Origin of the sequence: uncultured Abiotrophia sp. (genome assembly GCF_963520105.1) — a bacterium.
Lineage (GTDB): Bacteria > Bacillota > Bacilli > Lactobacillales > Aerococcaceae > Abiotrophia.
The window spans coordinates 1-23,172 of sequence record NZ_CAUQPN010000007.1; the positions used below are offsets into that span (position 1 = coordinate 1).

The window sequence follows — 23,172 nt, forward strand, 5'->3', positions numbered from 1 at the left end:
TTGAAACTCCTTAAAGTATCAAGATACAATAGTTTTACAGGAGAAAAAGAGATGTGAGTACAGGCTCTTTGTAAAATCGTGTTGGTAGAAGTAGTCGATTTTTCTACCAACACGATTTTTAATGAGAAACTCAAAAAAATCAAGAGTACGAATGATTGTGCTCACTGTAGTCGTACTAATCGTAGGTGCTTTGTGGGCTTTTTCAACAATGATATACAATGACAACATCAATCAGCGATTTGAAAGTTACAAGCCGCTAATGTTTAAAGTTGAAGACTTTGAAGGGCTTAAATGCACAAGTTATAAATTTTCTTCATATCTATCCGCAAAATCCAACAGAGTTGCTCCCTTTGGAAAATGAAGATCTGAATTGCTTTGGTAATTTAGCCTTGATTACGGTCTCCGGTAATTCAACGTTTAATAATGCAACGCCTGTTGGCAAAGCTAGTTCAAACCCAGGAATAATTGCGCAGAGTTTGAGCTGAAAATCATGGCTGAAATGATGAAACAAAATAACAATATCTGGGACCAAAAATTGGCACATATTATCAGGACGAGATGTTTAAAATTCTCGTCTCCCAAAAAGGGTAGATGATAGTAGAGATATTCTTGCAAACCCATCTATTTTGATAAGCCAATAAAACCTAAACATTTCATTTAAAAGGAAGAAGTACCAGTACATTCGGCGCAATTAGATATTATAGAAAAAATAATTCCTAAGAATCTAGTTGCTTCAATAAAATGGTGATTTTAATTATATAATGAGACGATAGAAAATAGGAGTGGTCTTTCGCATCACTCCTATTTTTGTACTAAATATGTTGTAGTTTTCTTGTACGAATAGCGGTAGATTAGTGGATTCTCTTCTAAGGTGCTTATGTCGAAAATGAAGAAGTGATCACGGTTATCTCTAGCCTTTTCCTTATTGAGGACAAAGTAATTCTTACGAGAAGTTGCCATTGTTTTGAGGATATCATCAGTCAGAAAGGTCAATGGAATATTCATGTTGGAGTAGCGGTAGAAGTCACGTTCAAAATCTTGGTAGCTCTCGCTGTAATAGTCCATTTGTAGGTGATTACGCTGAAATTCAAGCTGATTCATAGAGCACCTCCTCAACAAGTTCAATACTAATAATGTTATGTACTTAAAGTCTTATGCAGATTGGTTATTTTGTTATTAGAATTGGGTACTCCAAGTCTTTTTTTATGAATTTTTTTATTCACTCAAAAAAACACTTGAATTAATTAATGAAAAGGGTTATACTATGTTCAAGCAAATACTTGAATGATATTGGGGTGAGAATATAATTAAAAAAGATACTTGTGAAATTTATTATTATGACGAAGAAAAGGTCAATCGAATACAAGGTAATTTACAGACAGTAGATATTTCTAGTGTTGCCCAAATGTTAAAAGCTATTGCAGATAAAAATAGAGCAAAAATTACCTATGCATTGTGTCAAGATGACGAACTGTGTGTGTGTGATATTGCAAATATTATAGGTGTTACGTTTGCAAATGCCTCTCATCACCTGCGAACGCTCCATAAGCAAGGGATTGTTAAGTTTCGAAAAGAGGGAAAACTTGCATTTTATTCATTAGATGATGAGCATATCAGACAAATTATGATGATTGCATTGGCACTTAAGAAAGAGGTGAAGATCAATGTCTAGTGGGAAAGCAAAACTGTTCGAAGAAGAAATGAAAGCCTATCGTGTTCAAGGATTTACTTGTACTAACTGTGCAGCCATTTTTGAAAATAATGTTAAAGAACTTCCCGGTGTTCAGGATGCGAAAGTAAATTTCGGAGCATCTAAAGTTTATGTTAAAGGGACGACAACCATTGAAGAATTAGAAAAAGCAGGAGCATTTGAAAATTTAAAAATTCGAGATGAAAAAGAACAAAGGGTAGAAGGAGAACCTTTTTGGAAGCAGAAAGAAAACATTAAGGTATATATATCAGCTCTTTTACTTGTAGTTAGCTGGTTCTTAGGAGAGCAGTATGGTGAAGAGCATGTTCTACCGACAATTGGTTATGCAGCGTCCATTTTAATCGGTGGATATTCGTTATTTATTAAAGGTCTCAAAAATTTAAGCAGATTAAATTTCGATATGAATACGCTTATGACTATTGCCATTATAGGAGCTGCAATTATTGGTGAATGGGGTGAAGGGGCAACCGTTGTTATCCTATTTGCGGTTAGTGAAGCATTAGAGCGTTATTCAATGGATAAAGCACGTCAATCTATTGAATCTTTAATGGATATTGCCCCAAAAGAAGCGTTAATTCGACGAGGCAATGAAGAAATGATGATTCATGTTGATGAGATTCAAGTTGGAGACATCATGATAGTTAAGCCCGGTCAAAAGTTAGCAATGGATGGAATAGTGGTTAAAGGTACATCGACATTAAATCAGGCTGCGATTACAGGTGAAAGTGTTCCAGTAACGAAAATCACAAATGATGAAGTATTTGCAGGAACCTTGAATGAAGAAGGGTTACTTGAGGTTAAAGTAACAAAACGAGTTGAAGATACCACTCTTTCAAAAATCATTCACTTGGTAGAAGAAGCCCAAGCAGAACGGGCCCCCTCTCAAGCGTTTGTCGATAAATTTGCAAAATACTATACACCAGCTATTGTCATACTAGCTCTTTTAATTGCAGTAGTTCCACCATTATTTGGCGGAGACTGGAGCCAATGGATTTATCAAGGATTAGCTGTATTAGTGGTTGGTTGTCCTTGTGCCTTAGTAGTCTCAACTCCAGTTGCTGTGGTTACAGCAATAGGAAATGCAGCGAAAAATGGTGTATTAATTAAAGGTGGTATCCATTTAGAAGCAGCAGGACACTTAAAAGCGATAGCCTTTGATAAAACAGGAACATTAACCAAAGGGATTCCAGCTGTAACAGACATTGTGACATATGGTAGAAATGAAAATGAATTAATAACCATAACATCAGCCATTGAAAAAGGATCGCAGCACCCTCTTGCTTCAGCGATTATGCGAAAAGCAGAAGAAAATGGATTAAAATTCAATGAAGTAACAGTAGAGGATTTTCAATCCATTACAGGTAAAGGCGTTAAAGCCAAAATAAATAATGAAATGTATTATGTGGGAAGTCAAAATCTTTTTGAGGAATTACACGGAAGCATTTCAAGCGATAAAAAAGAAAAAATTGCCGATATGCAAACTCAAGGAAAAACGGTGATGGTGTTAGGAACAGAAAAAGAAATTCTTTCGTTTATTGCCGTAGCCGATGAAATGAGGGAATCGTCTAAAGAAGTTATCGGCAAGTTGAACAATATGGGAATCGAAACAGTGATGCTAACAGGCGATAACCAAAGAACGGCAACAGCCATCGGAAAACAAGTTGGTGTTTCGGATATTAAAGCTGACTTACTTCCAGAAGATAAGCTTAATTTTATTAAAGAACTTCGAGAAAAACATCAAAGTGTGGGGATGGTCGGAGATGGCGTGAATGATGCTCCAGCCCTTGCGGCATCTACCGTTGGTGTAGCAATGGGTGGTGCTGGAACTGATACAGCTTTAGAAACGGCTGACATCGCCTTAATGTCTGATGATTTGAGTAAATTGCCATATACAATAAAATTAAGTCGTAAGGCTTTAGCAATCATCAAGCAAAACATTACCTTCTCTTTGGCGATTAAATTAGTGGCATTACTTTTGGTCATGCCCGGTTGGTTAACACTTTGGATAGCGATATTTGCTGATATGGGAGCAACTTTACTTGTAACATTAAACAGTTTACGCTTATTGAAAATCAAAGAATAGGTTCTAAAATGGGTGTCAACAATCGGGTGCGATCATTGAAAACAATGTTATGCTTCAAAAGGGATATTAACAGGAAATATACAACTAAAGGACGCTTTAACTGAGCAACGGAAAAAGCCAAATTTCTCAATTGATGTTGAGAAATTTGGAGAATGTTTATACGATTAGTAAAGTTGGCGAAAATAATAAAGTTATTAATCTCATGGAGTATTTGAACTTGCAAAAAAATATTTATGAGTCATTGTACTGACCCCAAAAAGTTAGACAAAAAATATTATTGAAAGGATTTAGTTCTATACTGAACAGGACTAAGTCCTTTTAGTTTTGCTTTAATGCGTTTATTGTTGTAGTAAAAAATATACTCGGTAATAGCTTGCTCCAGTTGATCCAGAGACTTGAAATTTTTCTCAAATCCGTAAAACATTTCTGTTTTCAAGATACCAAAGAAGGACTCCATCATGCCATTATCTATGCTGGTTCCCTTGCGAGACATGGATGGACGTATGCCTTTACTGGCAAGAACAAATTAAATGTACCGCATATTTATCTTTCAATTCTTCCACTAACTATACAACTACTTGAGGCGACACTTCCTTTCCAATTCCTTGTATTTTTTTAATATTTCTAATTCAACTTCTTTTCTTTGTAATTCTAATTTTAATTGATCGATTTCAGAAAGTTTAGCCATTCCTTTCTCATAAGAATATTGTTTTCCCACCTGTTGGTGGAAACGATGAGTTTCTCCATTTTTATACCATCTAAACCATGTTTCTACTTGAGTTTCATTTTTTATGTTTAACTCCTGCATTACTTGCTTTGTAGTATATCCCTGTAATTTCATTTCTACGGCTTTATTCTTTGTATCGACAGAATAGGCCACACGTTTTTTAACCATAAAAAGACACCTCCATGTGCATTTGATTATATTGTACCTAATCCAACTTGGAGGTGTTTTTATTTAATTCTCATTTACGGGGGTTAGTGCCGTGAGCATGCCCACCCTTTTTATGAAGAAGGCCGATTGGGCTGGCTTCAAACAAATAAGAGCCTCAAAAGTTGGACCTAGGATCCAGCTTTTGAGGCTCCTTTATACTTTACAGGCCTTAATTTCTAGCCTTATTCTTCCCGATACAAATCTGCCTGTAGAGCATATAAATCAGCATAGTAGGCGTTATGCTCAAGTAACTGGTCGTGGTGATCAAAGCCGACGACTTGGCCGTCTTTTAGGACTAATACCTTATCGGCTTTTTTGACCATGGCCAAGCGGTGTGTGACAAAGAGAACAGTCTTGTCTTCCGCTAGTTCAAGAAACTTGGTGACAAGTTGATTCTCTGCGCGTGCATCTAAGGCAGCAGTTGGCTCATCGAGGATGAGAATGGGTGCTTGAGAATAGAAGGCACGTGCCAAGGCAAGTTTTTGCCATTGGCCGCCCGAAAGCTCGCGGGAATCTTCAAAACGTTTGCCTAGGGTTTGGTCCAAGGTTAGCAAGTCGCCTTCTTCAATTCCGCCACGTTGCAGGCTGGCTTGCAAGGCAAGGGGGTCATCGGCTTGGTCAATTCGTGATAAGGCCACATTCTCTCGGACCGTCAGGTCAAACTTAGCGAAATCCTGGAAGACGGCGCTGAACTGTTGCCGGTAGTGGACGATATCTAAGTCCAAAATGTTATGGCCATCAAATTGTACCTGACCTTGATCCGCCAAATAGAAGCCTAACAAGAGTTTGATTAAGGTAGACTTGCCGGCCCCATTTTCACCGACCAGGGCGATTTTTTGACCACGTGCTATGTCAAAGCTGACCTGGGACAGGGTGGCTTTATCTGCGCCTGGATAAGTGAAGCTGACATTTTGAAATTCGAGTGAGTCAAATTCACTCGGAACTTCTTGATTTCCAAAACTGGTTTCTTCCTCAAGTTCCAAGAAGTCAAAGAAATTAGACATATAGAGGAGCGTATCATAGAGCAAGCTCGAATCCTCTACCAAGCGGCTGACACCTTGAATGGTGTAGGTGATGGCAGTCGCAAAAATCATAATAGCGCCCACGGCGAAGAGTCCGGACTTGACCCCTTGAACAAGATAGGCAAAGCTCAGGACGCTGACAAGGCCAGTCACTACCAAAAAGGCAGTTGAGAGCCAGAGCTGACGCCGTCGGTTGCCTTGAACTGCGGAGCGTATTTGGCTGAAAATTTGCCGATACTTATTTTGGAAGTAGCCATGCAAATGATAGAGACGGACTTCCTTGATATAGTCTGCTGTCAGTACAACGCTCGCGTAGTAGCTTAGTTTGCGCGAATCCTCACTGTTGGAAACTAGGGTTTCAAAGGCCTGTTGCTGAATCCGATAAGCCATCAGACCTTGAGGAATCAGCACCATGATTAAAATCACCGCAATTACCCAATGAAATTGGCTGAGGAGGGTGAACATGGAAATCACCAAGAGGGCATTGCTGATGAGACTGGTCCCGAAAACTAGCAGATTGACTGGACGCCAACTGGCTTCTGAACTGATTAAATCAATTTTATTGTAGAAGTCATGGTCTTCATACCAAGCCAAGGTCTGAATAGATTCCGCCTTTTTCATTATCTGATCATTAAGGGCAAAGGTTAATTGGTCAGTCAAGCGCCCCTGTAAATAAAGGTTGAGAGGGGTCATGGCATTGCCCAGTATAAAAGCTAGCCCCCAAGCTAATAGGAGCCAGACTCCTTCTTGGCTACCACTTGCCAGTTCATTCATGAGCTGGTTAATCAGATAGAGCGTCAGGGAAGGCAGTAAGGCTTGTAGGGGAATAGTAATCAAAAGCCCCAGAGCTAAGCCACCCGCTGCCTGCCAGACAAAACGAAGACTGCGGTAGTAGAGCGACATATAGGATGTGAAAGTAGAAAATAGGCTCATAAATTATTGGCTCAAGCAGCTTATAGCGCTTGAGTCAGATTCCCTGAATCGTAGGAGTGATTGGGGAAAGAGTAGCTTTCAGATAGACTAGCCACATCCTTACTAGTATGAAATGCTACTTTTCCATTGTTTGTTTGAGTCACTGAATCTTTACCCCAAATCATGTTAGCAAAAGGATACTTTGAGTCATGATTAAGGAATCCATAGAAAGCAAAATTCGACATGCATAAACCTCCGTTCATCGTGATGACTATTATAAGTGTTAATCGATGACGACTAGCATTGTAAATAAGTTTAAGGCACATCCTTTGTTTCAAGGAAGTGACCTAGTTAAATTGAGTCATGGGTATCACTTCTTTCAAGTAAGACTAGGGAGTCAAATACATAGGTTGACTAGTATTATACAGAAAAAAATTAGAGAGTCAAGGAGGTTTATAATGTTGATATAATAATGTGTGACCTTCATTAGAAAAGGAGCTGTTACTACAAAGGGATTGCTTGAGTAGGACTTGAAACGATGTTAATTAACTGAGTCATAGACAAAAGGGGAGTTAGGAGGCAAGAACAAGATTTTTTTAGAAAAAGGGCTTCCAAATTACTTGACACTGGTGTATAATGAAAAAAATATTAAATCAAGAGGTGAATTTAATGAAAGAAACTAGGTCCCTTAACGTCAATTCCCTCAATAGCACTGGCTATTATTGTTCTTAATTTATGGTATCTAGCGAGTTAGGAGGAAACACTATGAACCATACGCACTATACCCTAGCAGCCAATCGTCAGTACGCAAGCAAGCGGACCTTATTTTATTCACTTCTAGCAACTTTCATGTTAGTCCTATCCCTTCTCACGCCTAGTCTAGCCCTGGCTCAGTCTGACGCCTTGTCAGGAACTTATCTAGCGCAATCTGCCCACCTCATTAAGAAGGTAACCGTCACGGAAACCGTTATGGAGCTTGAGATTGATGCCGAGCAACTTGCCAAGCAGGGTCAAGCCTTCCAAACTTTAGTGACCGTCAACCAGCGGGCGCTAGCTAAGAAGATCAAGCCCGGTATGACTAGCCAGGAAATCGAGAAAGCTCGCCAAGAATTAGGGCTGGATGTGGCCGCCTATCAGAAGGCCTTAGGCCAAGAAGTAGATCCAGATAAGATGGTAGAAGTCCTAGAGAATCAAGTGTCCGGTCTTTATGCCCATGTCAGAGAGACAGGGACCATCTATCTGCGGCTAACCAAACCAGAACTGAGCAAGTCAGAAGGCACTATTCGGGTTCGCTTACTGGGTGAAGAAGTCCTGACCTTGACCGAGGTCTCAGATCAGGGCTTTAAGTTGGATCAGGTTTCCTTTGTTAAGGAATAATCTCTTAAGCACCTTGCCTGAGGGCAGGGTGTTTTTGTTTTTGGGAGGGTCTTTTGGGCTTGCAGTTGCTACTTTATCCCGCTAAAATAAAATGAGAAGACATAAGGAGGCCGGTCATGACATTTCCAGCAGGATTTCAAGCAAAATATTTAGCCCTATTAGGCCAAGAGGAGGGGCAGGCCTTCCTAGATTCCTTTAAGTTAGAGGCGGAGTCCGGCTTCCGGGTCAACCCTCTAAAGGCTAGTCAGTCAGCTTTGCCTGAATCAGCCCAGCCTATGCCGGGCACCCCTTGGGGCTACTATGGCAAGGTGGCAGGCAGCTCGACCGCCCATGTGACGGGATTGGTCTACTCCCAGGAGCCAGCCGCTCAAATGGTGGGCCAGGCAGCCGCACCCCAGCCAGGGCTCAAGGTCCTGGACTTGGCAGCAGCTCCTGGGGGCAAGTCGACCCATTTGCTGTCATATCTGGATAACCAGGGTCTCTTAGTAGCCAATGAAATACATCCCAAGCGCAGCAAGATTCTGGCTGAGAACCTGGAGCGATTCGGGGCTCGCAATGTGGTGGCAACCAATGAGTCGCCAGAGCGCTTGGCCCAGATCTTTCCAGCTTACTTTGACCTGATTGTGCTGGATGCGCCTTGCTCGGGGGAAGGCATGTTCCGTAAGCAGGCTGAGGCTATGGACTACTGGACGCCGGAATATCCTAGCCAGTGTGCGGCGCTGCAGCGAGAAATTCTGGAGCAGGCGCTACTCATGCTTAAGCCGGGTGGGACCTTGGTTTATTCGACCTGCACTTGGGCACCTGAGGAAAATGAGGACATTGTGACTTGGTTGTTGGAACACTATCCGCTGACCTTGCTTGAGGTGCCTAAGCTCAATGGCATGGTGCCGGGCCTGTCTTATGCTGAGACGGCCCGCATGTATCCGCAGCATTTTCGAGGCGAGGGGCAGTTTGTGGCCAAGTTCTGCTATGAGGGGCAGGCAGCCGAGGGTAAGCCTGGTAAATTCAAGCCACTCAAAGCCAAAGTGACGGCTGACCAGCTCAAGCTCTGGCAGGACTTTGTAGCTAGTCATTTGACTGTGACCTTGCCGGGCGTCCTCCAGACTTTTGGCGACCATCTCTATCTCTTGCCAGAGGGTCTGCCAGATTTAGGCAAATTACGGATTGCCCACAAGGGTCTGCATTTGGGCGAGTTCAAGAAGAAACGCTTCGAGCCTAGCTTCGCTCTGGGCCTGGCGCTGCGTCCGGACGAGACAGTTAGTCAGGTGGCCCTGCCCGAAGAGCAAGTCACCCGCTACCTAGCCGGCGAGACGGTCGATTTGGCAGAGGACAAACCAAATGGCTGGTACCAAGTCCTAGCGGGCGGCAACGGCCTAGGCTTCGCCAAGGTCACCGGCCGAGTGCTTAAGAACTACTATCCAAAAGGCCTGCGCCTGCGCCGCAACTGAGTGGAAACAGGAGAAAGGCTAGGAGCCAGTGGTCCACTCTGTCGAGTGGACCACTAGCTCGGGACGGAAGCCCGGAAAAAGGGGCAAACAGAGTCAAAAGCTGATAGCCAGTGGACCACTCCGTCGAGTGGACCACTAGCTCGGCGAGAAAGCCTGAAGAAAGTCTCAAACTAGGTCAAAAGTCGTGAGCCAGTGGACCACTAGCTCAGAGAGGAGCCTTGAAAAGGGCTCAAGCTAAGTCGAAAGCTCATAAGCCAAAAAGAAAACACACAAAAAAGCGAGGCAGCACTGGGCTGGCTCGCTTTTACTTTGTCTACTATGAGATTATTCAGCTTCAGCGTCTGAGGCTGGAATAATAGAGGTTGGGATTTCGTCGATGGTGCCGAAGTACCAGTCGATGGAGTCGCCGGCTTTGAGGACTTGAGTTTTAGCCCCGTGATCAGCCACTTGGCCGTTTAAGAGGTAAACCCAGGTGTTTTCGCCGTCGTTAACGTTGTCGAAGAAGTTGTCGATGACTTGTTCTTCTTCATTGTAGTTGAAGCGGATTTCCTTGTTTGATTTCATTGCTTCGAAGACGGTCTTACCAGCGGCATTTGGTACATCAAAGCTACCGATGATTTCGCCGTGTACATAGAACTTGAAGGTAACGGTGGTAGATTTTTCTTCGCCAGAAGCTTTGGATTCGCTACTTTGGCTTTCGCTAGAAGTGCTAGCGGAAGAGCTAGAAGCAACAGAAGAGCTAGATTCTGAAGATGAGACAACTTGGGCAATGTTAGAGCCGGATACTTGAGGACTTGGTTGGTTGCCCTTCAATACCCCTGATAAAATAGCCCACAAGGCAATAATAATCGCAATTAAGAAGACAATCGCCGCAAGTACAAGTGCTAATCGTTTGTTTTTCATACGATCCCTCCTGATTAAGTGTAGTTACCTATACGTTACCAAGAATCAGGCGGAAAGTCAAATCTTTCGCAATTGTAACCGGATTAGCTAGCATATTATTTCCGTCTTGACGGGCTTTTGGTTATAATATAATGAAGGAAATATATCATGTCAAAAGGAGTGCCGTCATGAGAGTAGAGACCCATTCAGCCCAAGACACCCAAGCCTTGGCAGCCAGCCTGGCTCCCGTCTTACCTGCAGGAACCTGGATTCGCTTGGAAGGGGATCTGGGGGCGGGCAAGACCACCTTTACCCAAGGACTGGGCAAGGCCTTAGGGATTGCGCGGGCAATTAAGAGTCCCACCTATACCATTGTGAAAGAATATGACTTGGAAGGCCAGACGGCACTTCGTCTCATTCATATTGACGCCTACCGCCTGGAAGAAGGGGGCGCCGATACGGTGGACTTGGCTTCCTATCGCCAGCAGGGCGACTTGGTCCTAGTGGAGTGGGCTCAATTTATCGAAACGGAACTCCCGACGGCCTATCTTGACCTGGCACTCTCATACGGTCAAGAGGTCGACGACCGGGTCTTGACCATCCAATGGGTGGGTGGCCAGGAGCCAGAATGGTTGAGCCAATGGAGCAAGGAGGTAAACGACCATGCCAGATAAGCAGGATGTAGAGGTCATTATTCGCCAGGCAGAAGCCGGCGATGCTCGTGCTATTTTGGGTATGTTGAGCCAGATTCGCCAGGAGTCACCCTATGTGGTCCTAGCCGACAATTCCGATGATGTGGAGGCACAAGTCACCATCATCGAGCAATATGACCAGCATCCTCACGCCCTCATGCTAGTCAGTGAAGTGGATGGCCAGCTGGTGGGCTTTGCGACGGTTCAGCCTCAAGGGCTGCCGGCGCTCGCCCATGTAGCTGAAATCGGCGTCTGCCTAATTGCCGAGTATTGGGGCTATGGCATTGGCTCCCTCTTGATGGAGACCATGCTGGACTTTGCCCAGGGGGTGGGACTGCGTGTCCTGCATCTGGAAGTCATTGCGGACAACCTGCCAGCTATCGGCCTCTATAAGAAGTTCGACTTCCAGGAGCGAGGTCGACTGACGCAACGCGTGGCGCGTGGCGGCCGCTACTACGATACCATCCTGATGGAACATGTTCTCAAGGATTCAGGCCAGTAAATTATGTGAAAAGAGGTTAATTTATGGTGGATTTAGCCAAATTACAAGATATCTTAGGGACTTTGACGATCAAAGCCAATGAACCCTTATCCAATTATACCTACACCAAGACCGGGGGGCCTGCTGATTTCTTAGTCTTCCCACGTTCGGTGGAGCAAGTCCAAAGGGTCCTAGCAGCGGTCAAGCAAGAAAACTTGCCTCTAACCGTTCTGGGCAATGCCAGCAACCTCATCGTCAAAGACAGTGGTATCCGGGGCCTGGTCATGATTCTGACAGACATGCAGGAGCTGGTCCTAGAAGGCGACCAGTTGAAGGCAGCCAGTGGGGCGGCCTTGATTGAAGCTAGCCGTCAGGCAGCTGCTGCCGGGCTGACTGGCTTGGAATTTGCCTGTGGCATTCCGGGTTCCATTGGTGGGGCCATCTATATGAATGCCGGCGCCTATGGGGGCGAGGTCAAGGATGTCATTAGCCAGGTCGAGGTGGTGACGCGTGACGGCCAGCTCAAGACCTACGCGGGAGCAGATTGCGACTTCAGCTATCGCTACAGTCGTTTCCAAGAAGGGGACGAGGTGATTTTAGGCGTCACCTTCGATTTAGCGCCAGGAGATCAGAGCACCATTGATAGCAAGGTGGCCGAGTTGACCCACCTTCGTCAAAGCAAACAACCGCTAGAGTATCCGTCTTGTGGCTCAGTCTTCAAGCGGCCTGAGGGTTACTTTGCCGGCAAGCTCATTCAAGATGCTGGCCTGCAGGGCTACCAAGTAGGTGGGGCGCAAGTCTCAACCAAGCACGCGGGCTTCATTGTCAATGTAGACCATGCGACGGCTACCGACTACTTGGAAGTCATTGAACACATTCGTCTGGTGGTCTGGGCCCGGACAGGGGTCTTCATGGAGCCAGAAGTACGAATTATCGGCGAAGATTAAGAATTTGGGACAGGTTAGTAGACCTGTCCTTTTTGCTTGGCGTTATGCAAACTTAATCTAAAAAATTCGTAAATATCGTTGACTATTGAGCGGAGATGGTTCACACTAGAGCAGTGAGATGAATTTATGAACAAAGGAGTGGGAGACTATGACATGCCGAGTCATCAAACTGGCCGTGTTTGCCCCCCCATTAAGTGGGCATCTCTATCCCGTTCTGGGCTTGATGCAACCCTTATTAGATAACCCTAACTATGATATTACCGTCTATACAGGTGTGACCAAGGTGCCGGTAGCCCAGGCTTTGGGCTTTAAGTGCCAGGCCCTCCTGCCTGATCAACCAGATGTCTTCGACAACATTGCTTCGACCGATACCAAACTCAATGCCTCCACTCTCTACGGGCAGATTCAGGCTGCCATCACCATGTGTCAGGACCTCATGACCCAGGTAGAAGCCATTCTGAGAGAGACTCAACCTGATGTGGCCACCGTGGACTTTGTCTTCGCCCCCCTCGGCATGGTCTGCGATAAGCTAGGCCTGCCATGGTTGACGACCAACCCGACACCTTTTTCAATCGAAAGCAAGACCGACGCGCCTGCCTTCCTAGGAGGGCTTAAGCCGCCTCTTAACTGGCGCCAAGCCTTGCGCAACCGTCTAGGGCGGGGCGCCGTCCATGGCTTCAAGCGCCTAGTCTATCGACTCTTTGTTAAGAAGGCCCTTAAGCGATTTGACCCCGTTATCTACCAGCAGTTTAAGCTCTATCGTCAAAATGGCGAAGAGGGCTTCTATTCGCCTTATGGCATTCTGGCTCTGGGTATGGAAGAATTGGAGTTCCGCAAGGACTTTCCAGCTCATCTGACCTGGTTAGGCCCGACCTATCCTAAGAAGCCAGTAGCCGACTTCCACTTACCAACCGACCTGCCAATGGTCTTGGTGACCAATGGGACCCTGCTACCTTGGGGCAAGGAATCCCTGCTGACCATCGTCAAGCGTCTGGCTCAGGCTCATCCGGATATTTGCTTTTTGGTGACGGCCGGCAGTGAAGCCCGTCAAGACCAACCGGTAGAAGCCATTATGGACAATGTCTACCGCTATCAGTACATTGATTACGAGGCGGTTCTACCTCATGTCGATTACGTCATCCACCACGGTGGAGCCGGCATCCTCTATGCCAGCATCCGTCATGGCAAGCCGGCCTTGGTCATTCCCCATGATTATGACCAGTTTGACTATGCAGCGCGACTAGAATGGGCCGACGCCGCCTTGGTAGCTAGCCTCAAGCGGCCAGACTCCATTGAAGCTGGCTTTAAGCAGCTGTTAAGCCGGACGGACTGGACTGCTATGAAGACCTTGCAAGACCAACTCCTGGCCTATCCGACCCAGGAGCGCTTAGAAGCGGCCATTGCCAGCGTCCTCAAATAAACTAGACTCAAAAGGTTGAAGCAGTTCTTAGCTTCAACCTTTTTGATTTTGCCCACAAAAAAAGCCTGGGCAAAGCCCAGACTTGATTTGGCTGATTAAACTTGCTCTTGGTAGTTGGTCTTGGTTTGGTTAAGCCAAGTGTAGACAACCCCGATTAAGAGGCCACCACCTACCAGGTTACCAAGGTAAGAAACACCCCAGTGGCGTAGGACATTGACTAATTCAAAACCTTTAGCTCCTTTGAAAGGTGAGAAGAGCAAGATAGACATAGAAGCGAAGTTAGCTACCACGTGCTCGTTGGTCATGTAGACAAACATGAAGATAGCAGAGAGCACTAAGGTGAGGCGTGCTGCTTGATCCTTAACTAAGACGAAGCAGAGAATGGCAATGTTAACTAAGACGTTAGCCACAATCCCTTCAAGGAAGACTTGGGCGTTGCCACGCGCGAGTTTCGTTTGGATAATGCCGACCATGGCTGAGTTTTCATTGAGGTTAGCGAAGGCTGCGGTGTTGCCTAAGAGATAGCCAGCGAATAAGGTCCCAACTAAGTTGAAGATGGAACAGATTAAGAGAACTTTGAGTGCTTTTTTCCAATCAATGGCCTTGCTGTAGGCACCTGCTGTGAGGAACATCATGTTGGAAGTAGCCAGTTCCCCGTTGAGGAAGACAGCGTAAGCCAAACCGAAGGCGAAGATGAAGGCGAACAAGAAGCGGCCTAAGCTTGGGTGCAGGGTGTTGATTTGATCAGCAGCAACAGCCCCAGCTGCGGTTGACAAGGTCAAGAAGGCGCCGGCATAGATAGAGCGCGCTGCATAGCGACCTAGGCTCTCTTCCAGAAGTGCTGCTTTCTTGGTGCAGGCTTTTTTAATAAAATCTACGAATGGTGATAATGACATATCTGACATGGTTTTCCCTCCAATAAAAGATAGTTTCATTATAGCGCATTTTGGGGGGCTTGATAAGTAGCTGAGGCAATAAAATGACAAATTTTCGACAGCCTTTTCATTTGGCTGAGCTTGTGCTAGAATAGGCCAGTAAATAAATTAAGCAAAGGAGTCTCTTATCTTGCGCCAACGCCGTCTCATCCTACCCAGCCTCATCGTCCTAACAGAACTCGTAGGCCTCACCTTCAATCTCTATCCAAATAAATGGCACCAGTTAACCTACTATACCTTGTTATCCAATATCTTGGTCTTGGTCTTCTTCGCTTGGCTAGTGCTAGGGCGCCCGGCACCATCCGCTAGCCTAACCCGCATCAAGGGGGCAGTGACAACGGCCATTCTCCTGACCTTCTTCGTCTACCTAGTCTTGTTGATGCCGACTGCGACGCCAGAGCAGTTCTGGCGGGTCCAGAACTTTGCCCTTCATTTTATTGCGCCTATTCTGGTCATTCTAGATTGGCTCCTCTATGATGCCAAGGGCCACTATCGTTGGTTTGAGCCCTTGACCTGGACAGTGTTGCCCCTTATTTATATGACCTTTGCCTTGATACGGGGCGCTGTCTTCCACCTGCCCATCCCTAACGAGAAGGCCTCGCCTTATCCTTACTTCTTCCTCAACATTGACCGCATTGGCTGGTGGGGCTTCAGCAAATATTTTGTGGCCATTTTGGCGGTCTTCCTCTTGTTGGCCTATGGCATGCTAGCCCTGAAACGGGCACCAAAAGTAGTGCGTTTTCATGAAAAACACTAGTACAGATTAATTCTCATATAAAACAGACTAAAGGCGGAATCTAAAAGATTTGCGCCTTTTTTGTTTTTTTTAGACTGAACACTTTTTTTTTAGGCCTAAAGGGTGTAAACTAGGAGTTAGAGTTTTATCACTAGAAAAAAGGAAGTGGCCAAATTTTATGGTAATGTTCAAACGCTTAGCTAACAACATCAAGGGTAAACATCTCAAGATTGTTTTCCCAGAAGCTAACGACAAACGTGTATTAGGGGCAGCTGTTCGTCTACGTGTAGATGACTTAGTTGAGCCAATCCTCTTAGGGAATGTAGAAGAAGTCAAGGCTTTGGCAGCGCAAAACAGCTGGAATATCGACGCCTTTACCATTATCGATCCAGAAACTTATGCAGAATATGACGCGATGGTAGCAGCTTTCGTAGAGCGCCGTAAGGGCAAAGCAACTGAAGAACAAGCACGCGACTTGCTCAAAGACGTGTCCTACTTCGGGACTATGTTAGTCTACATGGGCTTAGCAGATGGTTTAGTCAGCGGGGCCGTTCACTCAACTGGTGACACCGTTCGTCCAGCCTTACAAATTATCAAGACCAAGCCAGGCATTACCCGTACATCTGGGGCCTTCATCATGGTACCAGCTGAGAGCGACGGTCAAAAATTAGTCTTCGCCGACTGCGCTATCAACATTAACCCTTCACCACAAGAATTAGCTGAAATCGCAGTAGAATCTGCGCACACTGCTAAAATCTTCGACATCGAGCCACGCGTGGCCATGCTCAGCTTCTCAACCAAGGGCTCAGCTAAGGCGCCTGAAGTAGACAAGGTCTTAGAAGCAACTAAGTTGGCGCAAGAATTAGCGCCAGAAGTTCTCATCGACGGGGAACTCCAATTTGACGCTTCTTACTCAGAAATCGTGGCTGACCAAAAGGCACCAGGTTCTGAAGTAGCGGGTCATGCAACGGTCTACATCTTCCCAGACCTCCAATCAGGTAACATCGGCTACAAGATTGCGCAACGTTTGGGTCGCTATGAAGCCGTAGGTCCAATCTTACAAGGTTTGAACGCGCCAATCTCTGACTTATCTCGTGGTTGCGTGGAAGAAGATGTCTACAAGGTAGCCATTATCACCGCTAACCAAGCTTTAGCAAACTAAGCCATGAATAAGAGGCTGGGCAACCAGTCTCTTTTTTCTTAGCTATGAGCCTGCAAGGCTCGTCGGATAGGCCTTCATGTGCTATAATAAACCATGTGCTAAGAACACCTAGTCCCCGTACCTCAGTAGGATAGAGGATTCGCCTCCTAAGCGGACTGCCGCAGGTTCAATTCCTGCCGGGGACGTCACTAAGTAAGAGAGTCTGACCACCTGTACAGGCAGGTGATCAGACTTATTTTTGTGGGCATAATTAGCTAGGTCTGCTAGCAAGATAGTGTTAGAGGACTGACTAACTTAACTCCTTTTGTGATAGGGCTTTAGTTGCCTATACAATAGGCCTAGGTGCGGTTTTATCAAGTGCCAATTTTTTCCTATTTATGAATTTATGATGAAGATTATTGATTTAATCTAGACTTCTTATTGACATGGCCCACAGGGTCGATTGAATGTGGTAATATATGGGTAAAGGAGGCGAGAGTATGAATCGCTTAAGAAAAATTGGCGCTGCCCTTGCAGTTGCCGGAATGTTAGCGACCTATGTACCTTCTGGACTGGTCCTAGCGCAAGTGAATCCTAACTCACCGATTGAAGTATCGGTGGATATTTTGTTGCAAGTTGATGCCAATCCGCCAAAACGTCAGGAAAATGCAACCTACGAAATCCTGGACGAGGCAGGCAATGTCGTTTATCGTCATGAATCTGACGCCCAAGCTAGCCAAGCACCTAAGTTAACCGCAGGTAAGTATCGTTTACGCTTGTATGATGGCCAAGGTTTCAAACGTGCGGACAAGGTTCTTAAAGCACAAAAAGTTGAAACCTCTATTCCTAAGCGGTCAGAACAAGATATCGCCGCCAACAAGCAATTACAGGAACAGTCTGACAAGGGCAGTCTCAAGACAGACGACCAAGGTCAGGCCTACTATGAAGTAGCCTTCGAAGTCAAGGCAGGCCCTGACTTAGAAAGTGCTGACCATCAGAAAATGGTCTCTAAATTAGCCGTTACCCTATCTGACCAAGAAGGGGCAGCCAGTGCGCCACAAGCGCCAGCCCAATCCTCTAGCCAGGCGCCAGAGGTGAAGCGCAACTTGACGGTCAAGGTCTTAGACCAAGCGCAAGAAATTGTGCCGGGTGCCACGGTCACCGTGGAAGGTCAAACAGCCGTGACGGATGAAAACGGGGATGCCCACTTCAAGGATCTCACTCCTGGAACAGTTCACTATGCGGTGACCCAATTGCCAGCAGGTTATGAAGGCAACCCAAGTGGTGAAGCTGAACTGCCGAGTGACACCGATCATTCCATTACCTTACAAGTGGCTAAGAAAGCTGAGTCTCAAGTGACTAAGCGCGACTTAACCCTGAAGGTTTTAGATCAAGAGCAGAAGCCTGTGGCCGGCGTAACGGTAACAGTAGAAGACCAAACAGCTGTCACTGATGAAAATGGGGATGCCCACTTCAAGGGCTTGACACCAGGGACGGTTCACTATGCTGTGACTAACTTGCCAGAAGGCTATGAAGGGACACCAAGCGGTGAAGCCCAACTGCCAAGTGACACCGATCATTCCATTACTTTACAAGTAGCTAAGAAGGCCGAATCTTCCAGCCAAGCACCTGCCGCTAAGCGGGATTTAACTATTAAGGTCTTAGACCAAGAACAAAAACTTGTGCCAGGTGTGACGGTAACCGTTGAAGGTCAAACAGCCGTGACAGATGAAAACGGGGATGCCCACTTCAAAGGCCTAACGCCTGGTAAGGTTCACTATGCCGTCACCCAATTGCCAGAAGGCTATGAAGGTACACCAAATGGGGATGCCGAACTGCCAGCTGACACCGATCATTCCATTACCTTGCAGGTAGCTAAGAAGGCTGAATCTCAAGCTGCTAAGCGTGACTTGACGGTTAAAATCTTAGACCAAGAACAAAAACTTGTGCCAGGTGTAACTGTCAAGGTGGAAGAGCAAACGGCGGTCACCGACGAGAATGGGGATGCCCACTTCAAAGGCTTGACGCCAGGGACGGTTCACTATGCCGTAACTGATTTACCAGACGGCTACGAAGGCACACCAAGTGGTGACGCCGAATTGCCAAGTGACACCGATCATTCCATTACCTTACAAGTGACTAAGAAAGCTGAAAAACCAGCAGTTCCAGCAGCTAAACGTGATTTGACGGTCAAAATTTTAGACCAAGACCAGAAGATTGTAGCGGGTGTCACTGTAACGGTTGAAGATCAGACAGCTGTAACGGACGAGAATGGGGATGCTCACTTCAAGGGGCTGACTCCAGGGATGGTTCGCTACGCAGTGACCAAGTTGCCAGACGGCTATGAAGGCACGCCAAGCGGCGAAGCTGAATTGCCAACGGATACGGATCACTCCATTACCTTACAAGTAACTCGTAAGGACCAAGCTTCCTCTTCAAGCTCATCTTCTTCTCAAACTGACAAGCGCGACCTGACTGTTAAAATCTTGGACAATGCTGGCAAGGAAGTACCAGGCGTTAGCGTCAAGATTGGCGACCAAGTACAAGTCACCAATGAATACGGCCAAGCTGTCTTCAAAGGCTTGACCCCAGGGACCTTCCACTATGAGATTGTCAACTTGCCAGAAAATTACACAGGTGCCCAATCAGGCGACGCTGAATTACCTTCTGACACTGACCACTCCATCACTTTGACCGTTCAACGTCAACAGGCAGTAGCCAATGTAACAGTTAAAGTCGTAGACGAAAACAACCAGGTTGTCCCAGGTGTCACAGTTTACTTAGGTGAGTTGGAAGGCCAAACGGATGACCAAGGGAATATTCTCTTCGAAGCCTTAGAAGCAGGCAAGTATACTTATGGCATTAAGGAAGTGCCAGACAGCTATCAAGCTGAAACAGGTGCTCAAACCTTAGATGTAGCGCCAGGGGCGGATTTACATCCAGAACTCAAGGTGCGCCGTAAGTCTCAAGCAGCTAGCTTAGAACTCAATGTAGTCAATGTTTCAGGCCAGGCAGTAGCGGATGTGACCTTAGCAGTTGGTAGTCAACAATTGAAGACCGATGCTCAAGGTAAAGTGACCTTTACTGATCTCAAGGCAGGGGACTACGACTACTATGTGGTAGCAGTACCTGAGCCTTACCAACTGGATCAAACTAAGATTAAATTAACGCTAGCCAACGGCCAGACAGCTAAGCGGACCATTCAATTAGCTGAAAAAGTTGCGGCATCATCCAGTTCTAGCTCCTCATCTGACAAGGTGACGGCCACTAAGACTTCTAATGTGGAACGTAAGGACGGGAAGTTGCCATCAACGGGTGAACAAGTTATGGCTTGGTTAACGCCACTGGCTTTAGCTCTAATAGCCTTAGCCGGCGCTATTCTCTTCTTCCGTCGCCGCAAGACCCAAGCGTCTGCGGATGACAGTCAAAACGAGGATCATGAAGCTTAATAAAGAATAGCTAGTCACCTCGCTTTAGATTTAATTCTAGGCGAGGTGATTTTTGCGTAAAGTAAGAAAATGATTGGCATAAATCATAAGAAAGTGTCGCATTTTCTGGCTTAGTGGAGTATAATAGGATTGTAGTCAAGGATATAAATATAGCGAGGGCGATAGCATGCGGTCAAAGGACAAGAAGAATCTACTTTATAATAGCTTATTGGCACTTATTTTGTGCCTGGTCTGTATTGTCTGCGTCTTATCCGTCATGCTCTTCTTACAGACCCTTGAAGGGCAGGACTCTTCCCAGCAGACTAGCTCAAGTCAGTTAGCCTTAACGGGTCAATCTCAGTCTTCAGCTAGTCAAGAGTCCAGTAAGAAGGAAGCAGAAAGCAAGCCCCAAGAACTGGTTAAGGGTTCTAACCATAACCAGGCGGCCAGTGCCTATGCCTATAAGGCCCAGGATGTGCGTAAGCTACTCTACGATTCTAAGGCCTCAGATAAAAAAATAGTATTTTTAACCTTCGATGACGGGGTTAACTTTGAAGTGACACCTAAGATTTTAGATGTTCTCAAGGCTAAGAAGGTGCCAGCCACCTTCTTCGTGATAGGCAAGACGGTGGGAGACAAGACCCGGCCCTTGTTAGAACGGCAAATTCGCGAGGGACACGCCATCGGTATTCACTCCTACAGTCATGATTACAACCGTCTCTTTCCGGGCGGGGTAGTCGATGTCAAACAAGTAGTCAAGGAAGTCAAGGAAACCCAAGCTTCTATGCAGGAAGTGCTAGGTCGGGATTTCCACACGGCTGTCTGGCGTTACCCAGGTGGCCATATGTCTTGGAAGGGGACCGAAGAACTGGATGTCTCCCTTAAGAAACTAGATGTTGACTGGATGGACTGGAATGGTATGTCTGGCGACGCGGAAACACCGTCTGCCCGACCAACCACGCCGAGTGACATGTTAGCCTATATGGAAAAATCCTTCTATGTAGCGCCAGATGCCAAGGTGCGGGTCATCCTCATGCACGATGCTTCGGATAAGCAATTGACCATTGAGGCCCTGCCGCACATTATTGATTACTTCAAGTCTCAAGGTTATGAATTTGGGGTGTTAACATGAGTCCACTTGCTTGGTTAGGCCTAGGCTTGGGCATGGCTGCCTATGCCTTAGCCACCTTTTGGGGCTGGCACTTAGGCCCTAAGTTACAGCAACGGCCTTGGGTTCGCAGCCAACTACTCTTGTTGACCTGCGGTATCTGGCTAGAATTAGTCTTCTTCGATTTATTGCCTTCTACCCAGCCCACCCTTATGGGGATTTTGGGTTTCCGCATGGCCACTCTGTTTAGCCTTATTCTCTTCTTTACCCCGGTCATCCTCATGTCAGGCCTGCATTCCTTTGTTGGCTGGGCACCGAGCGGGCGCCTGCGCCTAGGGACCTTCACCCTCCAAAATATGCTGGAAGGGGTCCTGATTTATAGTCTCTGCCGGGTTAATCCTTGGTTGGGAACCGCCTATCTCTTCCTAACGGCGCCGCACGCCTTAGTGGAAGCTATGACCATTCGGGAATTAAGCCGTCCAGCTAAGGCTGGCACCTGGCTCTGGTTGGTACTTGGTAATTTAGCCGGGCTTGGCCTAGGTTTTGTCCTAATCGAGGGCATGGGCTCTTTAATAAGCCTAGCCGTCTTCAATCAACTCATGGCTGGCTATCTCTTCTATGTGGCCTTTGTAGACCTCTATCAAGAGGTGGTCCGCCAGGCTAAGCGCCCGATCATTCCCTATGCCGTCTTCCTAGGCATGGGACTTATGGGTCTCTTGAATGTGCTAGTTTAATTGAATATAAAAAATAACGAGCTAGGATGCTTCCTAGCTCGTTTTTCTTATCCTAATAAATGTAAGCCCATCATATAGACGGCAGTGCCCAGCGCGATGCTAAGGAGAAAGTTGCGCTTCCACAGGTGGCAGACAGCCGTGGTAAGGGCTGCGCCAATCAAAAGCAGACTGTCTTGGGGCAGACTGGGGCTGAGATGACGGAAGGCATAGGCGACTAGGAGTCCCATGACGGCAGTGGGTAGCATTTGGCCTAAGTAGCTAACGAAGGCTGGTGGCCGCTTGTGAGCTGGGAAGATCCAGAAGGCTAGAAAACGTGTCAGCACCGTTCCTAAGACGACGAGAGCGATGGTAATCGCTTGCTGCCAAGGGGTCATGCGCTCACCTCCTGGTCTGGCTGCTTCTTCTGCTGCCAGTAGCGGTAGCCAAAGAGGACTAACATGAGAATCATGGCCGGAATCATAAAGTTTTCCGGTCCAAAGAGAACCAAACAGAGAACCGATGCGCCTAAGCCAATAAAGGCAGCGGAGTGTTGACGGTGTGAACGCCATTGTTCAATCAGCAAGACAATGAAGAGAGCATTGAGGACGAAATCCATGCCCTTGACATTAATGGGCAGGTAGGGACCAATAAAAGCCCCCATGGCCGTTGCGCAGACCCAATAGAACTGGTTAAGCCAGGTCACATGGAAGTAGGCCCAGCCTCGGTCAAGGTCTTGAGGTAAGTCAAGCGTCACATTAATGGAGAAGGACTCATCACACATGCCAAAGATCAGATAGGGTTGCTGCCAGCCCAAATGGTGGTACTTGTCCAACATGGCCAGGCCATAGAAGAGATGGCGGGCATTGACCATGAGGGTCAAGAGCAGGGCCTGGAGTGGGTTGAAGGCAGCCAGCAAGAGCTGCAAGGTCACAAACTCCATGGAACCAGCGAATATAAAGAGGGACATTAAGACTGGCAAGTAGGGAGGGAAGCCCTTGCTGACGGCTAACATGCCCAGGGAGAAGCCTAGGAAGAGAAAGCCCGTCATAATAGGAATGGTCTTAGGGAAGACATAGGAGAGTGCACGTTTCATTGATTCACCTCGGCATCGTTAATAGTCCCATTCTAATTGCCTTCCTTGGCCCTGTCAAGTCCACCTGACTTATGGTATAATGTCCAAGTGAAGATTTAACGTGAAAAGA

At 46.4% G+C, this 23,172-nt stretch carries 19 protein-coding genes, 1 tRNA gene and 2 pseudogenes; 14 read left to right on the forward strand and 8 right to left on the reverse strand.

Translation table 11 applies throughout. The features are described from left to right. Window positions 1-801 precede the first annotated feature (801 nt). Window positions 802-1,101: a DUF5960 family protein gene (locus RWO08_RS07175; protein ID WP_314211622.1), complete on the reverse strand. Its 300-nt coding sequence runs from the start codon at window positions 1,099-1,101 to the stop codon at window positions 802-804. A gap of 202 nt (window positions 1,102-1,303) precedes the next feature. On the opposite strand from RWO08_RS07175, the gene RWO08_RS07180 reads away from it, so the two are divergent. Then, window positions 1,304-1,672 (forward strand): metalloregulator ArsR/SmtB family transcription factor, encoded by a 369-nt coding sequence (locus RWO08_RS07180; RefSeq protein ID WP_314211698.1) that lies wholly within the window; start codon window positions 1,304-1,306, stop codon window positions 1,670-1,672. After that, entirely contained in the window at window positions 1,665-3,794 is a 2,130-nt protein-coding gene (locus tag RWO08_RS07185) for a heavy metal translocating P-type ATPase (protein WP_314211623.1), read from the forward strand. Before RWO08_RS07180 ends, RWO08_RS07185 begins: the two co-directional genes overlap by 8 nt. Before the next feature lie 274 nt (window positions 3,795-4,068). Here the strand turns inward: RWO08_RS07185 and RWO08_RS07190 are convergent. From RWO08_RS07190 to RWO08_RS07200, 3 genes and pseudogenes are all read right to left on the reverse strand, one after another. Beyond that, window positions 4,069-4,314 (reverse strand): annotated as a pseudogene (locus tag RWO08_RS07190) (transposase); the annotation flags it as partial. Between the two features lie 49 nt (window positions 4,315-4,363). Continuing rightward, window positions 4,364-4,689, reverse strand: a pseudogene (locus RWO08_RS07195) (transposase); the annotation flags it as partial. A gap of 221 nt (window positions 4,690-4,910) precedes the next feature. Next, window positions 4,911-6,683: an ABC transporter ATP-binding protein gene (locus RWO08_RS07200; protein ID WP_314211624.1), complete on the reverse strand. Its 1,773-nt coding sequence runs from the start codon at window positions 6,681-6,683 to the stop codon at window positions 4,911-4,913. 744 nt (window positions 6,684-7,427) lie between these two features. On the opposite strand from RWO08_RS07200, the gene RWO08_RS07205 reads away from it, so the two are divergent. Next, a complete protein-coding gene (locus tag RWO08_RS07205) occupies window positions 7,428-8,039 on the forward strand; it encodes a hypothetical protein (protein WP_314211625.1) in 612 nt (203 codons plus the stop codon). Between the two features lie 116 nt (window positions 8,040-8,155). Beyond that, window positions 8,156-9,487, forward strand: coding sequence for an RsmF rRNA methyltransferase first C-terminal domain-containing protein (locus RWO08_RS07210; protein WP_314211626.1), 1,332 nt, complete (start codon window positions 8,156-8,158; stop codon window positions 9,485-9,487). Window positions 9,488-9,811: 324 nt separating this feature from the next. Here RWO08_RS07210 and RWO08_RS07215 read toward each other — a convergent pair whose 3' ends face one another. Next, a complete protein-coding gene (locus tag RWO08_RS07215) occupies window positions 9,812-10,390 on the reverse strand; it encodes a DUF4430 domain-containing protein (protein ID WP_070756025.1) in 579 nt (192 codons plus the stop codon). A gap of 167 nt (window positions 10,391-10,557) precedes the next feature. Between RWO08_RS07215 and tsaE the strand changes: the two genes are divergently transcribed. The 4 genes from tsaE (at window position 10,558) to RWO08_RS07235 (ending at window position 13,909) form a co-directional block, all read left to right on the forward strand. Then, entirely contained in the window at window positions 10,558-11,043 is a 486-nt protein-coding gene (gene tsaE, locus RWO08_RS07220) for a tRNA (adenosine(37)-N6)-threonylcarbamoyltransferase complex ATPase subunit type 1 TsaE (RefSeq protein WP_314211627.1), read from the forward strand. Next, a complete protein-coding gene (locus RWO08_RS07225) occupies window positions 11,033-11,563 on the forward strand; it encodes a GNAT family N-acetyltransferase (protein ID WP_314211628.1) in 531 nt (176 codons plus the stop codon). The genes tsaE and RWO08_RS07225 overlap by 11 nt, the downstream gene beginning before the upstream one ends. A 23-nt stretch (window positions 11,564-11,586) precedes the next feature. After that, entirely contained in the window at window positions 11,587-12,489 is a 903-nt protein-coding gene (gene murB, locus RWO08_RS07230; protein ID WP_291431644.1) for a UDP-N-acetylmuramate dehydrogenase, read from the forward strand. A 148-nt stretch (window positions 12,490-12,637) separates the two neighbouring features. Continuing rightward, complete coding sequence (locus tag RWO08_RS07235) at window positions 12,638-13,909, forward strand: nucleotide disphospho-sugar-binding domain-containing protein (RefSeq protein ID WP_314211629.1); 1,272 nt, start codon at window positions 12,638-12,640, stop codon at window positions 13,907-13,909. A gap of 95 nt (window positions 13,910-14,004) precedes the next feature. Here the strand turns inward: RWO08_RS07235 and RWO08_RS07240 are convergent, their stop codons facing one another. Beyond that, window positions 14,005-14,805: a formate/nitrite transporter family protein gene (locus RWO08_RS07240; protein WP_314211699.1), complete on the reverse strand. Its 801-nt coding sequence runs from the start codon at window positions 14,803-14,805 to the stop codon at window positions 14,005-14,007. Window positions 14,806-14,974: 169 nt separating this feature from the next. Here RWO08_RS07240 and RWO08_RS07245 point away from each other — a divergent pair, with 169 nt between their 5' ends. The 6 genes from RWO08_RS07245 (at window position 14,975) to RWO08_RS07270 (ending at window position 21,991) form a co-directional block, all read left to right on the forward strand. Continuing rightward, window positions 14,975-15,601: a Pr6Pr family membrane protein gene (locus RWO08_RS07245; protein WP_291431642.1), complete on the forward strand. Its 627-nt coding sequence runs from the start codon at window positions 14,975-14,977 to the stop codon at window positions 15,599-15,601. A 157-nt stretch (window positions 15,602-15,758) separates the two neighbouring features. After that, a complete protein-coding gene (gene pta / locus RWO08_RS07250; RefSeq protein WP_314211630.1) occupies window positions 15,759-16,742 on the forward strand; it encodes a phosphate acetyltransferase in 984 nt (327 codons plus the stop codon). A 111-nt stretch (window positions 16,743-16,853) separates the two neighbouring features. Beyond that, window positions 16,854-16,927 (forward strand) — tRNA-Arg (locus RWO08_RS07255). Between the two features lie 294 nt (window positions 16,928-17,221). Beyond that, window positions 17,222-20,170, forward strand: coding sequence for a SpaA isopeptide-forming pilin-related protein (locus RWO08_RS07260; RefSeq protein WP_314211631.1), 2,949 nt, complete (start codon window positions 17,222-17,224; stop codon window positions 20,168-20,170). Between the two features lie 166 nt (window positions 20,171-20,336). Next, window positions 20,337-21,281 carry a polysaccharide deacetylase family protein gene (locus RWO08_RS07265; RefSeq protein ID WP_314211632.1) on the forward strand — a complete coding sequence of 315 codons (945 nt, stop codon included), beginning with the start codon at window positions 20,337-20,339 and terminating at the stop codon, window positions 21,279-21,281. Beyond that, a complete protein-coding gene (locus RWO08_RS07270; RefSeq protein ID WP_314211633.1) occupies window positions 21,278-21,991 on the forward strand; it encodes a hypothetical protein in 714 nt (237 codons plus the stop codon). The genes RWO08_RS07265 and RWO08_RS07270 overlap by 4 nt, the downstream gene beginning before the upstream one ends. A gap of 47 nt (window positions 21,992-22,038) precedes the next feature. Here the strand turns inward: RWO08_RS07270 and RWO08_RS07275 are convergent, their stop codons facing one another. Beyond that, complete coding sequence (locus tag RWO08_RS07275; RefSeq protein WP_291431634.1) at window positions 22,039-22,365, reverse strand: branched-chain amino acid transporter permease; 327 nt, start codon at window positions 22,363-22,365, stop codon at window positions 22,039-22,041. Continuing rightward, on the reverse strand, window positions 22,362-23,063 hold the full coding sequence (locus tag RWO08_RS07280) for an AzlC family ABC transporter permease (protein ID WP_291431632.1): 702 nt from the start codon (window positions 23,061-23,063) through the stop codon (window positions 22,362-22,364). Before RWO08_RS07280 ends, RWO08_RS07275 begins: the two co-directional genes overlap by 4 nt. Between the last annotated feature and the right edge of the window lie 109 nt (window positions 23,064-23,172).